This window comes from Streptomyces sp. NPDC048504 (genome assembly GCF_043200035.1).
GTDB lineage: Bacteria > Actinomycetota > Actinomycetes > Streptomycetales > Streptomycetaceae > Streptomyces.
Genome location: NZ_JBICXA010000015.1, coordinates 1 through 16,243, shown reverse-complemented (window position 1 = coordinate 16,243; position 16,243 = coordinate 1). Strand labels below are relative to the sequence as shown.

Sequence of the window (16,243 nt, the reverse complement as noted above, 5' to 3'; positions counted from 1 at the left end):
ACCGTCCGCTGCATGGACAGCCGTACGGACAGCACATTCGACAGCCAGGGCGCCGGCATCACCGTTCAGCGGGCGCTGGAGCTGCCCGGGCTGCGCAGCGGACTGCCGGAGATCCTGGCGGGCGCCGACCGGCTGCAGCGGACCGTGCGCTGGGTGCACGCGGGCGAGGTCCCGAACATCGCCTCCCTCCTCAAGGGCGGCGAACTCCTCCTGACCACGGGCTACGGCCTCGGCACGCGCCCGGCGGAGCAGCGCGCGTTCGTCCGCACCCTCGCCGAGCGCGGCATCGCGGCCCTGGTCGTCGAACTCGGCCCGCGCTTCGACCGTCTCCCCGCCACCCTGGTCGAGACGGCCCGCGCGACCGGCCTCCCCCTCGTCCAGCTGCACCGCGAGGTGCCGTTCGTCGCGGTCACCGAGGAGATCCACACCGAGATCGTCAACGGCCACTACGCGCTGCTCCAACAGGCCGAGGAGGTCCACCGCCGTTGCACGGAGGCCCTGCTCGGCGGCGGCGGGATCCCCCAAGTCCTGGGCATCCTGGCCGACTTCAGCGGCAACCCGGTCTTCCTGGAGACCCCGGACGGCCAACTCCTCTACGCGGCGGGGTCGGGACCCGAGGGCGCCGACCCGCTCCAGGTGTGGGAGGGGTTGCGCGGCCAGCACAAGGACGCCTCGCCGCCCGCCGGTTCGGTGGTGGTGGACGTGCCGGGCGGCGGTCCCGGTACGGGTTCGGTGCGGGCGCGGATCGTCCTGCTTCCGGTACGGGCGCCGCTCGCTCCCGTGCACCGCATCGCCGCCGAACGGGCCGCCGACATCCTCGCCGTGGTCCTGATGCAGGCCCGCCAGGAGGAGGAGCTGGCGGCACGCGGACGCGGCGACTTCCTCACCGACCTCGCCGAGGGCCGCATCGCCGCCGAGGACGCCCCGGCACAGGCACGGGTACTGGGCTTCAAGCCCGGCACCAGCCCGCTGCTGCCCGTGGTGATGCGGCTGGGCGACGCGCTGGCCGCCCCCGGCGGCGGCTGGGCGGTCCTGGCCCGCGCGGTCGCCGAGGAACTGGCCTCGGTGGGCGTCCCGGTCCTGCTCGGCGTACGACCGGTCGAGGGCCGCGTCCCCCTGCTCCTCGGCCTGCGCTCGGAGTCGGAGCGGTCGGCGGTCGCGGACCGAGTGGCGGCGGCCCTGCGCGCGGGAGTTGAGCGCGCCGGCATGCAACGCCCGGGCGCACAGCCGCCGATCGTGGTCGTCGGCGTGGCCGGCGGCTGGGCGGCCGCGTCGGCGGGTCTACGGCACGCGGCCGAAACGGCGACGGCGGCACAGGGTCTGACCGACCAACCCTGGTACGACGCCCGCCGCCTGGACATCGAGCTGCTGCTCTGGCGCCTCCGCGACCACCCGGACCTCGCGGCCTTCGTGGACCGCGCGATCGGCCCGCTCCGCGACCACGACAACCGCTCCAAGCCACCCCTACTGCCCACCCTGGAAACGTACTTGGCGCACGCGGGCCGCAAGGCGGAGACGGCCCGCGAGCTGCACCTCAACCGGCAGACCCTCTACAACCGGCTCGCCCGGATCGGGGAGTTGCTCGGCACGGACCTCGAAGACCCGCAGACGGTACTGGCGTTGAGCCTGGCGCTGCGAGCCCGCAGGCTCGTGCCATAAGTCCCCAAGTACGTAAGTCCGTCTCAGGTCAGCGGCAGGGGCTGGGTCAACTCGTCGTAGACGCTCAGCACTTGGGCGACCGTCTCGTCCTCCGTGGGCCAACTGGCCGACTGCCGGGCGCCCTTCTCCCGGAGCAGTTCCCGGCGTTCGGGGTCGCGCAGCAGTCCGGTGACCGCGTCGGCGAGGGCCTTCGCGTCGCCGTAGGGCACGAGTTCGGCGGCGTCGCCGACGAGTTCGGGGATGCCTCCGACGGCGGTCGCGACGAGCGGTACGCGGGCGTGCAGGGCCTCCTGGGCGATCACCGAGCGGGACTCCCAACTGCTGGGCAGGAGCGCGAGATCGGCGGCGGCGAGCAGTTCACCGACATCGTCCCGCCGCCCGATGAGCCGCACCGGCAGCTCCTCGCTCTCGATCCGGCGCTGCAACTCGCCCCGCAGCGGCCCCTCCCCCGCGATCACGAGCAACGGCGTCGGATCGAGGCGGCACCAGCCGCGCGAGGCGTCCAGGAGCGTGTCGTAGCCCCGCTGCCGGTCGAGGGAGCCGACGGCGATGAGCAACGGGCGGTCGGTGGCGCCGAGTTCGGCCCGCAGCTTGGGGCTCAGCCGATCGGGATCATCATCGTCTACGGCGGACCGGCGCGGCCCGGGCAGCGCGACGGCGGCGAGGCGGGCGTCCCGGGCGCCGGTCCGCCGGGCCCGGTCGACCAGATCGGACGTGGTCCCGAGGACGATCACGGCGGCCTTCACGACCCGCCGCTCCAGCAGCCGCAGCAGGTGCGCCCGCGCTCCTTCGGCATGGGCGCGGTTGTGCCACGTCACGACGAGCGGGGTGCGGCGGCCACTGAGAGCGAGGACGGCGCGGAACGAGGCGTGCAGGCCGTGCGCGTGGACGAGGTCGGCGTCCGCGCAGGCCGCCCGCAGCGCCGCGACGGACGACGGGTCGCTGCTGCGCGGCACGTGCACGTGTTCGGCACCGACGCCCGTGAAGTCGTAGGTGTGATCGGCCTCGACGGGGGCGCACACAGTGACCCGCACGCCCCGCGCGACGAGCCCGGAGGCCAGGGAGCGCACATGCGCGCTACTGGCGGCATTGCCTCCGCCGAGCACCTGCACGGTGCGCAGCGGCGACTGGCCGTGCGGTGAGTGGCTGCTCACGGGGGTCACGTGGCCGGGGCTCCTGGTTCGGCGACGGGCGGTCACGAAGAAAGTACAGAAGGATCGGGCGGAGGGGGTGTACCGCACGCTTCCTACGCGTTCCGTCTCAAGGATGCCAGCACGTACGGGTGTTCCGACAACGCGGGAAGGTGTGGGGGCTGTGCGGAAGGGCAACAGAGGCGCGGGGATCACCCGTACGAGTGAGGCGGCGGGGGGTTCTGTGGCGGGCGGGGCGGGGTCGGTGAGGTCGGGGCTGAGGCTTGGGCGGGCCGGGGCTCGCTCAGAAACCGCGCCAGCCCGCCGCCCGCTCCCCCACCCCTCAACTCACCGCCCCACTCACAGCGCCCGCGCCAGCACACTCACCCGGTCTCCGTAGACCGCCGCGGCCGCCACCACGGCGGCATGCGCCGCCCGCCCCGCCCGTTGCCGGCGACGACGGCCGCGCCTTGCGCCTTGTAGAGAGCCCGCTCCTTGAGCAGCGCCCCGGCAACGAGCCCGGCAGCGGAGATCCCGAACGACTTGACGGCCCCGCTGGTGACTTCACCGTCCCAACTACATCGTCGTACCCACCAAACTCACCCGCCGCCAGAACCGCGAACCCGACCGCCGGGCGGACACGCGCGGCGGCGACAGTGGCAAGGCCGTCTCCAAGTCCTCCTGGGCAGCCAACATCCGGGACAACTCCCGTACGCAGCCCTCGCCTTCGAGAACCCTCATACCGGAGCAAGTGACGGCACCCCTACGGAACAGCCCCTCAGCCGTCCGCCCGTGCCGTCGCCAGCAACTCCTCCGCATGCGCCCGCGCCGTCTCCGAGTCCTCCTGGCCGGCCAGCATCCGGGACAACTCCCGTACGCGGTCCTCGCCTTCGAGGACCTTCACGCCGGAGCGGGTGACGGAACCGTCGTTGGTCTTCTCGACGAGCAGTTGCCGGTCGGCGAAGGCGGCGACCTGGGGCAGGTGGGTCACGACGACGACCTGCGCGGTCTTCGCGAGTTTGGCGAGGCGCCGCCCGATCTCGACCGCCGCCTTGCCGCCGACGCCGGCGTCGACCTCGTCGAAGAGGTACGTCGGTACAGGATCCGTCCCCGCGAACACGACCTCCACGGCGAGCATCACGCGGGACAGCTCACCACCGGACGCGCCCTTGGCGATGGGCCGCGGCGGAGCGCCCGGATGCGGGGCAAGGAGCAACTCGACCTCGTCGACGCCCGAGGGGCCGTAGGCGACCGCACGGCCGCCGACCTCGACGCCCTCCGGGTCCTCGGTCTGCCGGATCTCGAACGACACACGCGCGTGCGGCATCGCGAGGGAGGCCAACTCCGCAGTCACCGCCGCGGCGAACCGCTCGGCGGCCTCCGTACGCGCGTCGGTCAACGCCTGCGCCAGGCCGCCCAGTTCACCCCGTAGCGCGTCCCGCTCGGCGGTCAGTTCGTCGATGCGCTCGTCGTCGCCGTCGAGTTCGGTCAGCCGCGAGGCCCCCTGCTCGGCGTACGCGAGGACGGCGGTGATGTCCTCGCCGTACTTCCGGGTGAGCGCGTTGAGGGCGGCCCGCCGCTCCTCGACGGCGGCCAGCCGCAGCGGATCGGCGTCCAGGTCGTCGGCGTAACCCGCCAACTCCCCCGCCACATCGCCCAGAAGGATGCCGATCTCACCGATCCGGTCGGTGAGCGAGGCCAGTTCGGAGTCGTGCGACCGTACGGCCTCCAGGGCGCGTTGCGCACCCGCGACGAGGGTCGCCGCGTCGATGCCCTCGGGGTCCTCGGGGTTGCCGGCGAGCGCGGCATGAGCCGCCGTAGCGGCGGACGCCAACGCCTCGGCGTGCCCGAGCCGTTCGGCCTCGGCGGCGAGTTCGACGTCCTCCCCGGGGCGCGGCTCGACGCCCGCGATCTCGTCGAGCCCGTACCGCAGCATGTCGGCTTCCTGGGCCCGCTCACGCGCGCGCGTGGTGATCTCGTCCAGCTCGACGGCGACGGCACGCAGCCGCCGATACGCCTCCGCGTACTTGGTGAGCGGCCCGGTGACGGCGTCCCCGGCGTACCGGTCGAGCGCCTGCCGCTGCCGGGACTGCTTCAACAACCCTTGCTGATCGGTCTGCCCATGCACGGCGACAAGGTCGTCGGCCAACTCCGCCAACAACCCCACCGGCACGGAACGCCCGCCCAGATGCGCCCGGGACCGCCCTTCGGCGGAAACGGTACGGCTGATGAGCAGCATCCCGTCGTCCAGCTCGGCACCGGCCTCCTCGGCCCGCAGGACGGCAGAGGCTCCCGGGGGCACGGAGATCCGCCCCTCCACGACCGCGTTCTTCGCCCCGATCCGCACCAGCGCCGGGTCCGCCCGCCCTCCGAGCAACAGCCCGAGACTGGTGACGACCATGGTCTTGCCCGCACCGGTCTCACCCGTGACAGCGGTGAACCCCGGCGACAGTTCGACGACAGCATCGTCGATGACTCCGAGCGACCGTATCCGCATCTCTTCCAGCACGGTGAAGACCTTACGAGGTAGGGAGGGAGAAGCGCGAGGCACCCTGTCACCCACGCGAGGGAAGCGCCCCGAAGGGGCGCGAGGAACTGCGCGCTCAACCCCCACCGGCCCGCAGCTACTGAGGAGCCCCCCGCCACCCCGAAACAGGCAACGCGAACTTCGCAACAAGCCGATCCGTAAACGACGCATGGTGCAGCCGAGCCAGCCGCACAGGAACAGCCCCCCGCCTGACCTCAACCCGAGCCCCGGCAGGCAGTTCAACAGTCCGCCGCCCGTCACACCACAAGACCCCCGGAGGGATGTGCGGCAACACCTCAACGGCAAGCACAGAATCCGGCGAGGTAACCAACGGCTTCGCGAACAACGCATGCGCACTGATCGGCACCATCAGCAACGCCTCGACCTCGGGCCACACCACAGGCCCACCGGCCGAGAACGCATACGCCGTAGACCCCGTGGGCGTCGCACAAACGATCCCGTCACACCCGAACCCAGTCACCGGCCGCCCGTCGATCTCCAGGACGACTTCCAGCAGCTTCTCGGCGCCGGCCTTCTGCACCGCCGCCTCGTTCAACGCCCAGTCCGTATGCACGATGTTGCCGTTCTTGTGCACGACGACATCGACGGTCATCCGCTCCTCGACCTCGTACGCCCGCGTGACCACCCGGTCCACGACCTTGTCGAGATCGTCCCGCTCCGCCTCCGCGAGGAACCCCACGCTGCCGAGGTTGACGCCGAGCATCGGCACCCCGGACGCCCGCGCGAACTCCGCGCCGCGCAGCAGCGTGCCGTCTCCGCCGAGGACGATGAGCAGCTCGCAGCCCTCAAGGCACTGCGGGGTGGCCTCGGTGACCGTCTCCACCTCGTCAGGAAGCGGCAGGTCGCGTGCCTCGTACTCCAGGACGCGCACTCCGATTCCGGACTGGAGCAGCCCCTTGACGACCAGCTCCGCGCTCCGGATGGCCGCAGGCCGGCCCGTGTGCGCGAGCAGGAAAACAGTACGAGCTCGGTTCTGTGTCAACGCGGCCCCTCCGCCACTGCACGGTCAACATCGGCCGGGTCCAGTTCGGGTGCGCCGGCCCGCAGCCACAGAAAGTACTCGACATTCCCGGAGGGCCCGGGCAGCGGGCTTGCGGTGACGCCCTTCACCCCGAGTCCCAGTTCCGCGGCCCGCCGGGCGACACCGCGTACGGCTTCGGCCCGGAGTTCGGGGCTGCGTACGACACCGCCGCTCCCCAGCCGTTCCTTCCCCACCTCGAACTGCGGCTTGACCATCATCACCAGGTCCGCGTCCGGCTTCGTGCACCGCGCCAGGGCGGGCAGCACCAGCCCGAGCGGGATGAAGGACAGATCCCCCACGACTAGATCCACAGGCTCCCCATCGATCGCTTCAAGCGTCAACTCGCGTACGTTCGTACGGTCCTTGACGGTGACGCGTTCATCGCTCTGAAGAGACCACGCGAGTTGCCCGTACCCGACGTCGACCGCCACGACCTGCGTGGCACCCGCCCGCAGCAGCACATCGGTGAAGCCCCCGGTGGACGCGCCGGCGTCCAGCGCCCGCCGTCCCTCGACGACAAGCCCCTGCGGCACGAAGACCTCCAGCGCGCCCGCGAGCTTGTGGCCACCGCGCGACACGTAGTCGGGGTCGTCGTCATCCGCTACGACGACGATGGCGGCCGCCGTCTCCACCTGGGTGGCCGGCTTCGTCGCGACGGTCCTGCCCACCGTGACCCGGCCGGCGGCGATCAGCTGACTCGCGTGCTCCCGCGACCGCGCGAGCTTCCGTCGGACCAGCTCGGCGTCGAGACGTCGGCGTGCCACTCCTGCCACGTTCGGTTCAGCTCCTGCGGTCGTACGTCGATGGGGGCGCCGGAGGTCCCGGGCGGGCGTCGAGCGCGGTGAGCGCGTCGCGCAGCCCCCGGTGTACATCCTCGTACACCTCGACATGTCCGTCCGTGGCGAGGTGGTCGGTGTCGGCAAGCCGCCCGAGCTGGGCGTCGACGTCGGCGTTTCCACTCGGGGTGCGGTCCACGTTCAGGGGCGCAGGGGCGGCCGGGTCGTACGCGGGCTCCGCCTCCACGACGGCCTCCGGAACACCCGCCGGAACACCCTCTGCTACGGCCCCGACCTCGGCCTCGGGCAATGAGTCGCTCATGCCCAGACGCTACCCCGAAGGCCTGGGGTACCGTCGATCACGATGGCAACGATCGAAGAGTGCCGCGTCGCACTCGAGAAGCTCTCGGACAACATGCAGAAGGCCGATGGGAATGTCCGCGCCGCCGCGGCCATGGACCGTTCGGTCAGCTGCCGGATCACCGACCTCGACGTCACGTTCGTCGGCCGGCTCACCGGCGGCCGCATCGTGGTGGACGAGACCGTGCAGGGCCTTCCGGCGGAGAAGGCCCAGATCAGGCTGACCATGGCGGGCGACGACCTGGTCGCCATGGTCAATGGCGGTCTGAACTTCGCGAAGGCCTGGGGCTCGGGCCGGGTGAAGCTGGAGGCCAACGTGTTCGACCTGTTCCGCCTCAGGAAGCTTCTGTAGCCACCGCTGCGGCCCCTGCCCCCGCAGGGGCTCCCGCACGCGCGCGTGCCTTGCGCGCCGCCGGCACCACCAACGGCGTCCCCGTCTCCGGGTCGTCGATGACCTGGCAGCGCAGCCCGAAGACCTCCTCGACCAGCTCGGCCGTGACGATGTCGCCCGGCGCTCCCTCCGCGATGACCGCGCCCTTCCGCAGCGCGATGAGGTGGGTGGCGTACCGGGCGGCGTGGTTGAGGTCGTGCAGCACCGCGACCAGCGTGCGGCCCTGCTCCTCGTGCAGCTCGGCGCAGAGGTCGAGGACGTCTATCTGGTGCTGGATGTCCAAGTAGGTGGTCGGCTCGTCGAGCAGCAGCAGGGGCGTCTGCTGGGCCAGCGCCATCGCGATCCACACGCGCTGCCGCTGCCCGCCGGACAGTTCGTCGACGTACCGATCGGCGAGCTCGGCGACACCGGTCTGCGCCATCGACTCCTGTACGACCCGCTCGTCCTCGTGGGACCACTGGCGCAGGATGCCCTGGTGCGGGTACCGGCCGCGGCCCACGAGGTCGCCGACGGTGATCCCGTCGGGCGCGATGGACGACTGCGGGAGCAGGCCCAGGGTGCGCGCGACCTTCTTCGCCGGCATCGACTGGATGACCTGCCCGTCGAGCAGTACCCGGCCCTCGTTCGGCTTCAGCATCCGCGACAGGGCACGCAACAGCGTGGACTTGCCGCACGCGTTCGGGCCGACGATCACCGTGAAGGAGTTGTCGGGAATCTCCACGGACAGCTCGCGTGCGATGACGCGCTGGTCGTAGGCGAGGGTGACGTTCTCGGCGGACAGGCGGTTCACGGTGCTCCTTCGATTGTTCAGCCCGCTGCTGAGGCCGTTCTGGTTGCTCATATCCGCCCCGCCTTGCGCTCGGTGACCAGCAGCCACAGCAGGTAGACCCCGCCGAGGACTCCGGTGACCACGCCCACGGGCAACTGGTCGGCGCCGAACGCCCGTTGGGAGACCCAGTCGGCGGTGACCAGCAAGGTGGCGCCCATGCACAGCGACGGCACCAGGTTCGGACCCGGAGAGCGGGTCAGGCGCCGGGCGAGCTGCGGCGCCGTAAGGGCCACGAAACCGACGGGTCCGGCGGCGGCGGTCGCGGCCGCGGTGAGCAGCACGGCGGCCACCATCAGCAGCAGCCGTACGCGCTCGACGCGCACCCCGAGGGCGTACGACACGTCGTCGCCCATCTCCATCATCCGCAGCCCGCGCGCGTTGGCGAGGACGAGCGGCAGCAGTACGGCGCACAACGCGAGGAGCGGCCAGACCTGGGTCCAGTCACGGCCGTTGAGGGAACCGGTCATCCACACGACCGCGCGGGCCGCGTCGACGAGGTCGGCCTTGGTGAGCAGATAGCCGTTGACGGCGGTGACCACGGCGGAGACGCCGATGCCGACGAGGACGAGCCGGTACCCGTGCACCCCCTGCTTCCAGGCGAGCAGATAGATCGCGACCCCGGTCACCAGACCGCCGACGAGCGCCCCGAGGGTGACGGCGGTCGCGCTGCCGGAGAACAGCACGATGACGACGAGCGCCCCGGCCGTCGACCCCTGCGAGAGGCCGAGCACGTCCGGACTGCCCAGTGGATTACGGGAGATGGACTGGAACAGCGCACCGCCGAGCCCGAGCGAGGCGCCGACCAGCAGCCCGACGAGGACACGCGGCAGCCGCAGCTCGTTGACGATGAACTCCTGGCCCGCGTCCCCTCCCCCGAACAGCGTCTTGAGGACGTCATCGGCCGGGATCGGGAAGTCCCCGGTACCGATCAGCACGACACTCGCGGCGAGCGCGCAGACCAGGAGAAGGACGAAGACCGTGAAGGCTCGGAGGTCGAGGCGGAAGGAGAGAGCGCCGGTCCGTACGGCCCGCGCACGGAGAGCCCGAGTCGGGGCGGCCTTCTCAACTGGGCCGTCCTGCGCCGTCGTTGAAGAGAGATTCACAGCTGAGTCGTCCTTCGGCGCCGCACGAGATAGATGAAGACCGGCCCGCCGATGACCGCGGTGACGATGCCGACCTGAAGCTCCGCGGGCCGCGCGATCAACCGGCCCAGGACGTCGGCCCCGAGCAGCAGCACGGGCGACAGGATCGTGGCGTACGGCAGGATCCAGCGCAGGTCGGGCCCGGTGAAGGAGCGCACCACGTGCGGCACCATCAGGCCGACGAACACGATCGGGCCGCAGGCGGCGGTGGCCGCTCCGCACAATACGGTCGCGGAGAGCATGGCGAGCGCGCGGGTCCGGTTGAGGTCGGCGCCGAGGGCGCGGGCGGTGTCGTCGCCCATCGCGACCGCGTTGAGCGGCCGGGCGAGCAGCAGGGAGATCACCGTGCCGACCGCGAAGAACGGCGCGACCTGCGTGATCGTCGAGCCGGTGGCCGAGGCCAGTGAACCGACCGTCCAGAAGCGCATCTTGGACAGCGCCGCGTCGTCCATGATCATGACGGCCTGGAGATAGCCGTAGAGCGCGGCACTGATCGCGGTGCCGGCGAGCGCGAGGCGGACCGGGGTGGCGCCGCGGCTGCCGCCCAGGAACCAGACCAGCGCGCCGACCACTGCCGCGCCCGCGAAGGCGAACCAGACGTAGCCGCTCAGCGAGGTGACACCGAAGTAGGTGATCGCGGTGACGACCGCGGCCGAGGCGCCGGCGTTGATGCCGAGCAGACCGGGGTCGGCGAGAGGGTTGCGGGTGAGCGCCTGGAGGACGGCGCCGGACAGGCCGAGCGCGGCACCGGCGAGCAGCCCGAGGACCGTACGGGAGATCCGGTCGCCGACCACGACGTCCGCGTACGTCCCCGAGTCATGGAACAGGCCGTGCCACACATCCCCCAAGGGCAGCGATTTCGCGCCGATCGCGATGCTCGCCAGGGCCACGAGGACCAGGAGCGCCGCGGAGGCGAAGAGCCCAAGGACACGTATCGCCCGGCGGGTTGGGGGCGCGGGGGCGGTCTCCGCGCACTGTTCTGGGGGACTGTCGACCAACACGTGGTTAGGTTAGCCTACCCTCGCACGCGATCTGGAGGCCGAGTCCCGCCTCACCGCCGTTCAGAGCCCTGGATGCCGAGCCCGCCTCCCCCGTGTCACAGCCCCAGTCGCGCCAGCGCCTTCTCCCCGTCCAGCGCGCAGGAACCGTCCCCCGCCGCCGTCCAGGCCGCAGCGCAGAGCGCCCGGAGCCCGTCCAAGGGCTCACCCTCACCGTCGAGTTCCAGCCGGTCACGGCCCGCCGTCGCCGTCCAGCCACCGCACCGGAAGCCGTCTCCCGCCCCGGTGACCTCGGGCTGCCCGGTGAGCATGCCCCGCAGATCGGCGTCGACGTACGTCGGCCGGTGCTGCGGCGGCGCGGCGAGGAGCTGAGCGCCGTCGGTAACACCGGTCAGGACGAGCAGGGAATCCACCTCCCCGTTGAACGCCCCCTCGATGTCCGTGTCCAGCCGGTCGCCCACGACCAACGGCCGCTCGGCGCCCGTCCGCAGGATCGTCTCCTTGTGCATGGGCGGCAACGGCTTGCCCGCCACCTGCGGCTCGGCCCCGGTCGCTATCCGTACGACCTCCACCGCCGCGCCGTTGCCCGGCGCGATGCCGCGCGCGCTCGGGATCGTCAGGTCGGTGTTGGACGCGAACCACGGCACCCCGCGCGCGATGGCGTAACAGGCCTCCGCGAACCGCCCCCAGGCCAGGTCGGGGCCGCCGTAGCCCTGCACGACGGCCACCGGCTCGTCGTCCGCCGACTCGACGGGCTCAAGCCCGCGCTCGCGCAGCGCGACCCGCAGTCCCTCGCCGCCGATCACCAGCACCCGAGACCCCGCAGGCACCTGCTCGCTGATCAGCCGGGCGACGGCCTGCGCGGAGGTGATGACGTCGTCGGGACCGGTCGGTATGCCCAGCTCGGTGAGGTGCTCGGCCACGGCATCCGGCGTCCGCAGAGCGTTGTTGGTGACGTAGGCCAGACGCATACCGCCCGCGCGGGCGGTGGCGAGCGAGTCGACCGCGTGGGCGATCGCGTTGCCCCCCGCGTACACCACCCCGTCCAGATCGAGCAGCGCCGTGTCGTACGCCTCGCTCAGGGCCCGGCCACTGCCGTCGGGGCTCGTCCTGACGCTCTGGCTCATTCCACATCGCTCCTCGTTCGATCGCTTTCACCCGATCATCCCGCATGCCACTGACACACGTACGATGCCGGGATGAACACCGCAGGTCACTCGGAAGCAACGGAGCGCCGAGGCCTGGAACTCACTCCGTTCCGAGGCCTTCGCTACGACCCCGACCTGGTCGGCAGCCTGGCCGCCGTGACGTCCCCACCGTACGACGTCGTCGTACGCCCCGACGGCCTGCACCATCTCCAGGACGCCGACCCGCACAACATCGTCCGGCTGATCCTCCCGCAGGCCGTCACCCCGAGTGCCCGCAACGAACAGGCCGCCGACACCCTGCACCGCTGGCTCTCCGAGGGAGTCCTCACCACGGACCCCGAGCCCGGCCTGTACGTGTACGAACAGCACGACGGCAACGGCATGTTGCAGCGCGGCATCATCGGCGCCCTGCGCCTGTCGGACCCCTCGGAGGGCGTGGTCCTGCCGCACGAGGACGTCATGCCGCATGTGGTCGCCGACCGCGCGGCCCTCATGCGCGCCACCTCGGCGAACCTCGAACCCCTGCTCCTGACCTATCGGGGCAACGGCACACCGGCCGACACCACGACGATCGTCGAGCGCATCGCCCAGGACCCCGCACTCCTGTCGACGACCACGGAGGACGGGTACAGCCACCGCCTCTGGTCGGTCACCGACCCCGCCGACCTGGCCCGCATCCAGCAGGACCTCGCCCACCACCAGGCCCTGATCGCCGACGGCCACCACCGCTGGGCGACGTATCGACGTCTACGCGCGGAGCATCCCTCCCCCAGCCCCTGGGACTACGGCCTCGTCCTCCTCGTGGACACGGCCCGCTACCCGCTCCGCGTCCGTGCGATCCACCGGCTCCTGCACGGCGTCCCGGTCTCCGCCGCCCTCGCCGCCCTGGAGGGCCTGTTCCGCGTACGGCACCTGGAGGTGCCCCTCGCGGAAGCCCTGGACGCCCTCGCCGACGCGGCCTGCGAGGGCAACGCCTTCCTCCTAGCGGGCGACGGCGCCTTCCACCTGGTCGACCACCCGGACCCGGACCTCCTGGCCCGCACGATCCCGGGCGACCGCCCGACCGCGTGGCGCACCCTGGACGCCACGGTCCTGCACGCCACCCTCCTGGACCACGTCTGGCACATCCCTGAGGACGACCCGGCCCACATCGCCTACATCCACGACACCGCCGCCACGGTCCGCAAGGCCGAACGCGACGGCGGTACGGCCGTGTTGATGCACCCCGTCCGCGAGGAGGTCGTACGCGACCTGGCCCGCCAGGGCGTCACGATGCCCCGCAAGTCGACGTCGTTCGGCCCTAAGCCGGCGTCGGGGCTGGTACTGCGCGCGCTGGACGTCTGAGACGCGGCCATCAACACCCGAGACGCGAAAGGGCGGGACCCCAGGTGCTGGGTCCCGCCCTTGTCACTTCACTGACGTAGGTCAGTTCTTGTCGTCGTCTTCGTCTTCTTCTTTAAGAAGGACATCTTCCTTGCCGACGTCTTCCTTGGTCTCGGCCGCGGCTTCGACCTCGTCCTCGTCCTCGTCCTCGATGTCGTCGTCCTCGTCGTCCAACTCGTCGACTACGGAGACGTCGTCCTGAGACTCGACCTCGACCTCGTCATCGACCTCGGTCTCAGCGTCGATCACGGTGTCGCTGTCGTCCTCGTCCTCGACGAACGCGTCGACGAACTCGACACCGTCCATCTCGGCGAGCCGGTCCGACGCGTCCGTGCTGCCGTCCTTGTCGGACTCCACGGCCTTGGCGAACCACTCCCGCGCCTCGCCCTCACGCCCGGCGGCGAGCAGGGCGTCCGCGTAGGCGTACCGCAGTCGCGCGGTCCACGGCTGCACGGTGTTCGAGGCCAGCTCCGGGCTCTGCAAGGTGACGATGGCCGCGTCGAGCTGGTCCATGTCACGCCGGGCGCCGGCCGCGACGAGCCGCATCTCGACCTGCCCGGCCTTGTCGAGCTTGTGCACCTCGGCGGCCCCGGCCATCTCCAGCGCCTTCTCGGGCCGCCCGAGCCCACGCTCACAGTCGGCCATCACGGGCCACAGGTCCACGCTGCCGGTCATCCGCCGCGCGGCCCGGAACTCGGCCAGCGCCTCGCTGTACTTCTGGTTCGCGTACGCGGCGAACCCGGCCGCCTCTCGTACGGCGGCGACGCGCGACGCCAGCCGCAGGGCGATCTTGGAGTAGGCGTAGGCGCCCTCGGGGTCCTCGTCGATGAGCCGGGCGACCATCACCAGGTTCTTGGAGACGTCCTCCGCGAGCCCCTTCGGCAGACTCATCAGCTCCTGGCGTACGTCCTTGTCGATCTCCTCGCCGGTGACGTCCTCGGGGATCGGCAGCCGCTTGATCGGCTCACGGTCACGCTCCCGCTCGTCACGGAACCGGCTGCCGCCACCACGCCGGTCGTCGCCCCGACGGTCGTCACGCCGGTCATCGCGGCGGTCGTCACGCCGGAACGCCGGCCGCTCACCGCGGCTGTCATCCCGACGGAACCCTCCGCGCTCGCCACCGCGGTCATCGCGACGGGGACCGGACGGACGGTCGTCACGACGCGGACCAGCGGGCCGGTCATCACGACGCGGGCCGGCGGAACGGTCGTCGCGGCGGGGGTAGCTGCCACGGTCACCGCGGTCGTCGTCACGCCGGAAGGCAGGACGCTCGCCCCGGTTGTCACGGTCGTCACGGCGGAACGGCGGACGCTCTCCACGGTTGTCGTCCCGACGGAAGGCCGGACGATCCCCACCACGGTCATCACGACGCGGACCGGACGGACGGTCGTCGCGGCGGGGGTAGCTGCCACGGTCACCACGGTCGTCGTCGCGCCGGAAGGTGGGACGGTCACCGTCACGGCGGTCGTCCCTACGGTCATCACGGCGGAAGGGCGGACGCTCGCCACCCCGGTTGTCGCTTCGATTGTCGCTGCGGTCGTCACGACGGAACGGAGGCCGCTCACCACGGTTGTCGTCCCGACGGAAGGCCGGACGATCCCCACCACGGTCATCACGACGCGGACCGGACGGACGGTCGTCACGACGAGGAGCCGCAGAACGGTCGTCACGCCCACGGTAACCACCGCGATCGCCACTGCCACGGTCGTCGCTACGGCGGTCATCGCGCCGGTCGTCACGGCGGGGGTAGCTGCCACGGTCACCACGCTCGTCGTCACGCCGGAAGGCAGGACGCTCGCCCCGGTTGTCACGGTCGTCACGGCGGAACGGCGGACGCTCACCGCGATTGTCGTCACGCCGGAAACCGCCACCGCCACCGCGGTTGTCGTCCCGGCGGAACGGCGGACGCTCGCCCCGGCTGTCCTCGCGCCGGAACCCACCTCGATCGCCTCGGTTGTCGTCGCGACGCTCGCCACCACGGTTGTCGCTGCGGTCGTCACGCCGGAACGCGGGCCGCTCACCACGGTTGTCGTCCCCACGGAAGCCACCGGGACGGCCTCCGCGCTCGCCACCGCGGTCATCGCGACGGGGACCGGACGGACGGTCGTCACGGCGCGGGCCAGCGGGCCGGTCATCACGACGAGGGCCGGCGGAACGGTCGTCGCGGCCACGGTAACCACCGCGATCGCCACCGCCACCGCTGCCGGCACCGCCACGGTCATCGCGGCGAGGGGCGCCGCCGCGGTTGTCGTCGCGACGGCCGTAGCCACCGCGATCGCTGCTGCCGCCGCGGTCGTTTCCTCGATCGTTGCTACGGCTCGGGCCTCCGCGGTACCCGCCACGGTCGCCGCGGTCACCACTGTCCCGTCGCCGCTCCTCGCGCTCGGGTCGGTCCTCGGGAGAGTTGGTGGACATCGGTGACTCCTGTCTTCGGTACCGCAAGTCATTCTCGCGCAACCAGCTACTCGGCGCGCTCCGGACTGTGTTTCTGAAAGTTTCTGGAAAAACAAAAGAACCCCTGGTTCCAGCGTGAACGCTGGGACCAGGGGTCCTCCAAATATTGTTCGGCGGCGTCCTACTCTCCCACAGGGTCCCCCCTGCAGTACCATCGGCGCTGTAAGGCTTAGCTTCCGGGTTCGAAATGTAACCGGGCGTTTCCCTCACGCTATGACCACCGAAACCCTAATGGTTTCGAGCGAACAAGCACACTTTTCTTTTGTGTGGTTCAAGCTCTAGCCGACAACTGTTCGTTGTCTCAGAACTAACACAGTGGACGCGAGCAACTGAGGACAAGCCCTCGGCCTATTAGTACCGGTCACCTCCAGCGGTTACCCGCCTTCCAGATCCGGCCTATCAAC

The 16,243-nt window shown here is 71.2% G+C and carries 14 protein-coding genes and 1 rRNA gene; 3 read left to right on the top strand and 12 right to left on the bottom strand.

Translation table 11 applies throughout. The features are described from left to right. The first annotated feature begins 12 nt into the window (after window positions 1-12). Window positions 13-1,659 carry a PucR family transcriptional regulator gene (locus tag ACGFY9_RS32435; RefSeq protein ID WP_365308514.1) on the top strand — a complete coding sequence of 549 codons (1,647 nt, stop codon included), beginning with the start codon at window positions 13-15 and terminating at the stop codon, window positions 1,657-1,659. Between the two features lie 23 nt (window positions 1,660-1,682). Here the strand turns inward: ACGFY9_RS32435 and ACGFY9_RS32430 are convergent, their stop codons facing one another. The 5 genes from ACGFY9_RS32430 to ACGFY9_RS32410 all read right to left on the bottom strand — a co-directional run bounded on the left by ACGFY9_RS32430 (window position 1,683) and on the right by ACGFY9_RS32410 (window position 7,456). After that, complete coding sequence (locus ACGFY9_RS32430) at window positions 1,683-2,822, bottom strand: glycosyltransferase family 4 protein (protein ID WP_393760052.1); 1,140 nt, start codon at window positions 2,820-2,822, stop codon at window positions 1,683-1,685. Between the two features lie 745 nt (window positions 2,823-3,567). Then, window positions 3,568-5,286, bottom strand: coding sequence for a DNA repair protein RecN (gene recN / locus ACGFY9_RS32425; protein ID WP_393760487.1), 1,719 nt, complete (start codon window positions 5,284-5,286; stop codon window positions 3,568-3,570). 127 nt (window positions 5,287-5,413) lie between these two features. Continuing rightward, entirely contained in the window at window positions 5,414-6,319 is a 906-nt protein-coding gene (locus ACGFY9_RS32420; protein WP_019059337.1) for an NAD kinase, read from the bottom strand. After that, window positions 6,316-7,131 carry a TlyA family RNA methyltransferase gene (locus ACGFY9_RS32415; protein WP_393760050.1) on the bottom strand — a complete coding sequence of 272 codons (816 nt, stop codon included), beginning with the start codon at window positions 7,129-7,131 and terminating at the stop codon, window positions 6,316-6,318. Before ACGFY9_RS32415 ends, ACGFY9_RS32420 begins: the two co-directional genes overlap by 4 nt. Before the next feature lie 7 nt (window positions 7,132-7,138). After that, the gene (locus ACGFY9_RS32410) at window positions 7,139-7,456 is read right to left on the bottom strand and encodes a hypothetical protein (protein ID WP_393760048.1); all 318 of its coding nucleotides are present in this window, start codon (window positions 7,454-7,456) and stop codon (window positions 7,139-7,141) included. A 42-nt stretch (window positions 7,457-7,498) separates the two neighbouring features. On the opposite strand from ACGFY9_RS32410, the gene ACGFY9_RS32405 reads away from it, so the two are divergent. Then, entirely contained in the window at window positions 7,499-7,846 is a 348-nt protein-coding gene (locus ACGFY9_RS32405) for an SCP2 sterol-binding domain-containing protein (protein ID WP_365308509.1), read from the top strand. Here ACGFY9_RS32405 and ACGFY9_RS32400 read toward each other — a convergent pair. The 4 genes from ACGFY9_RS32400 to ACGFY9_RS32385 all read right to left on the bottom strand — a co-directional run bounded on the left by ACGFY9_RS32400 (window position 7,830) and on the right by ACGFY9_RS32385 (window position 11,981). Continuing rightward, window positions 7,830-8,726, bottom strand: coding sequence for an ABC transporter ATP-binding protein (locus ACGFY9_RS32400; RefSeq protein WP_393760046.1), 897 nt, complete (start codon window positions 8,724-8,726; stop codon window positions 7,830-7,832). The genes ACGFY9_RS32405 and ACGFY9_RS32400 overlap by 17 nt on opposite strands. Beyond that, window positions 8,723-9,817, bottom strand: a complete 1,095-nt coding sequence (locus tag ACGFY9_RS32395; RefSeq protein ID WP_393760044.1) for a FecCD family ABC transporter permease — start codon at window positions 9,815-9,817, stop codon at window positions 8,723-8,725. Before ACGFY9_RS32395 ends, ACGFY9_RS32400 begins: the two co-directional genes overlap by 4 nt. Further along, the gene (locus tag ACGFY9_RS32390) at window positions 9,814-10,857 is read right to left on the bottom strand and encodes a FecCD family ABC transporter permease (RefSeq protein WP_393760042.1); all 1,044 of its coding nucleotides are present in this window, start codon (window positions 10,855-10,857) and stop codon (window positions 9,814-9,816) included. Before ACGFY9_RS32390 ends, ACGFY9_RS32395 begins: the two co-directional genes overlap by 4 nt. A 95-nt stretch (window positions 10,858-10,952) precedes the next feature. Continuing rightward, window positions 10,953-11,981: an HAD hydrolase-like protein gene (locus ACGFY9_RS32385; protein WP_393760040.1), complete on the bottom strand. Its 1,029-nt coding sequence runs from the start codon at window positions 11,979-11,981 to the stop codon at window positions 10,953-10,955. Window positions 11,982-12,053: 72 nt separating this feature from the next. On the opposite strand from ACGFY9_RS32385, the gene ACGFY9_RS32380 reads away from it, so the two are divergent. Further along, window positions 12,054-13,346 (top strand): DUF1015 domain-containing protein, encoded by a 1,293-nt coding sequence (locus tag ACGFY9_RS32380; protein ID WP_393760038.1) that lies wholly within the window; start codon window positions 12,054-12,056, stop codon window positions 13,344-13,346. Window positions 13,347-13,427: 81 nt separating this feature from the next. Here ACGFY9_RS32380 and ACGFY9_RS32375 read toward each other — a convergent pair whose 3' ends face one another. The 3 genes from ACGFY9_RS32375 to rrf all read right to left on the bottom strand — a co-directional run bounded on the left by ACGFY9_RS32375 (window position 13,428) and on the right by rrf (window position 16,064). After that, a complete protein-coding gene (locus ACGFY9_RS32375; protein WP_393760036.1) occupies window positions 13,428-14,276 on the bottom strand; it encodes a hypothetical protein in 849 nt (282 codons plus the stop codon). Next, window positions 14,276-15,742: a hypothetical protein gene (locus ACGFY9_RS32370; protein ID WP_393760034.1), complete on the bottom strand. Its 1,467-nt coding sequence runs from the start codon at window positions 15,740-15,742 to the stop codon at window positions 14,276-14,278. The genes ACGFY9_RS32375 and ACGFY9_RS32370 overlap by 1 nt, the downstream gene beginning before the upstream one ends. A 205-nt stretch (window positions 15,743-15,947) precedes the next feature. Beyond that, window positions 15,948-16,064, bottom strand: a 5S ribosomal RNA gene (rrf, locus tag ACGFY9_RS32365). Window positions 16,065-16,243: the final 179 nt, after the last annotated feature.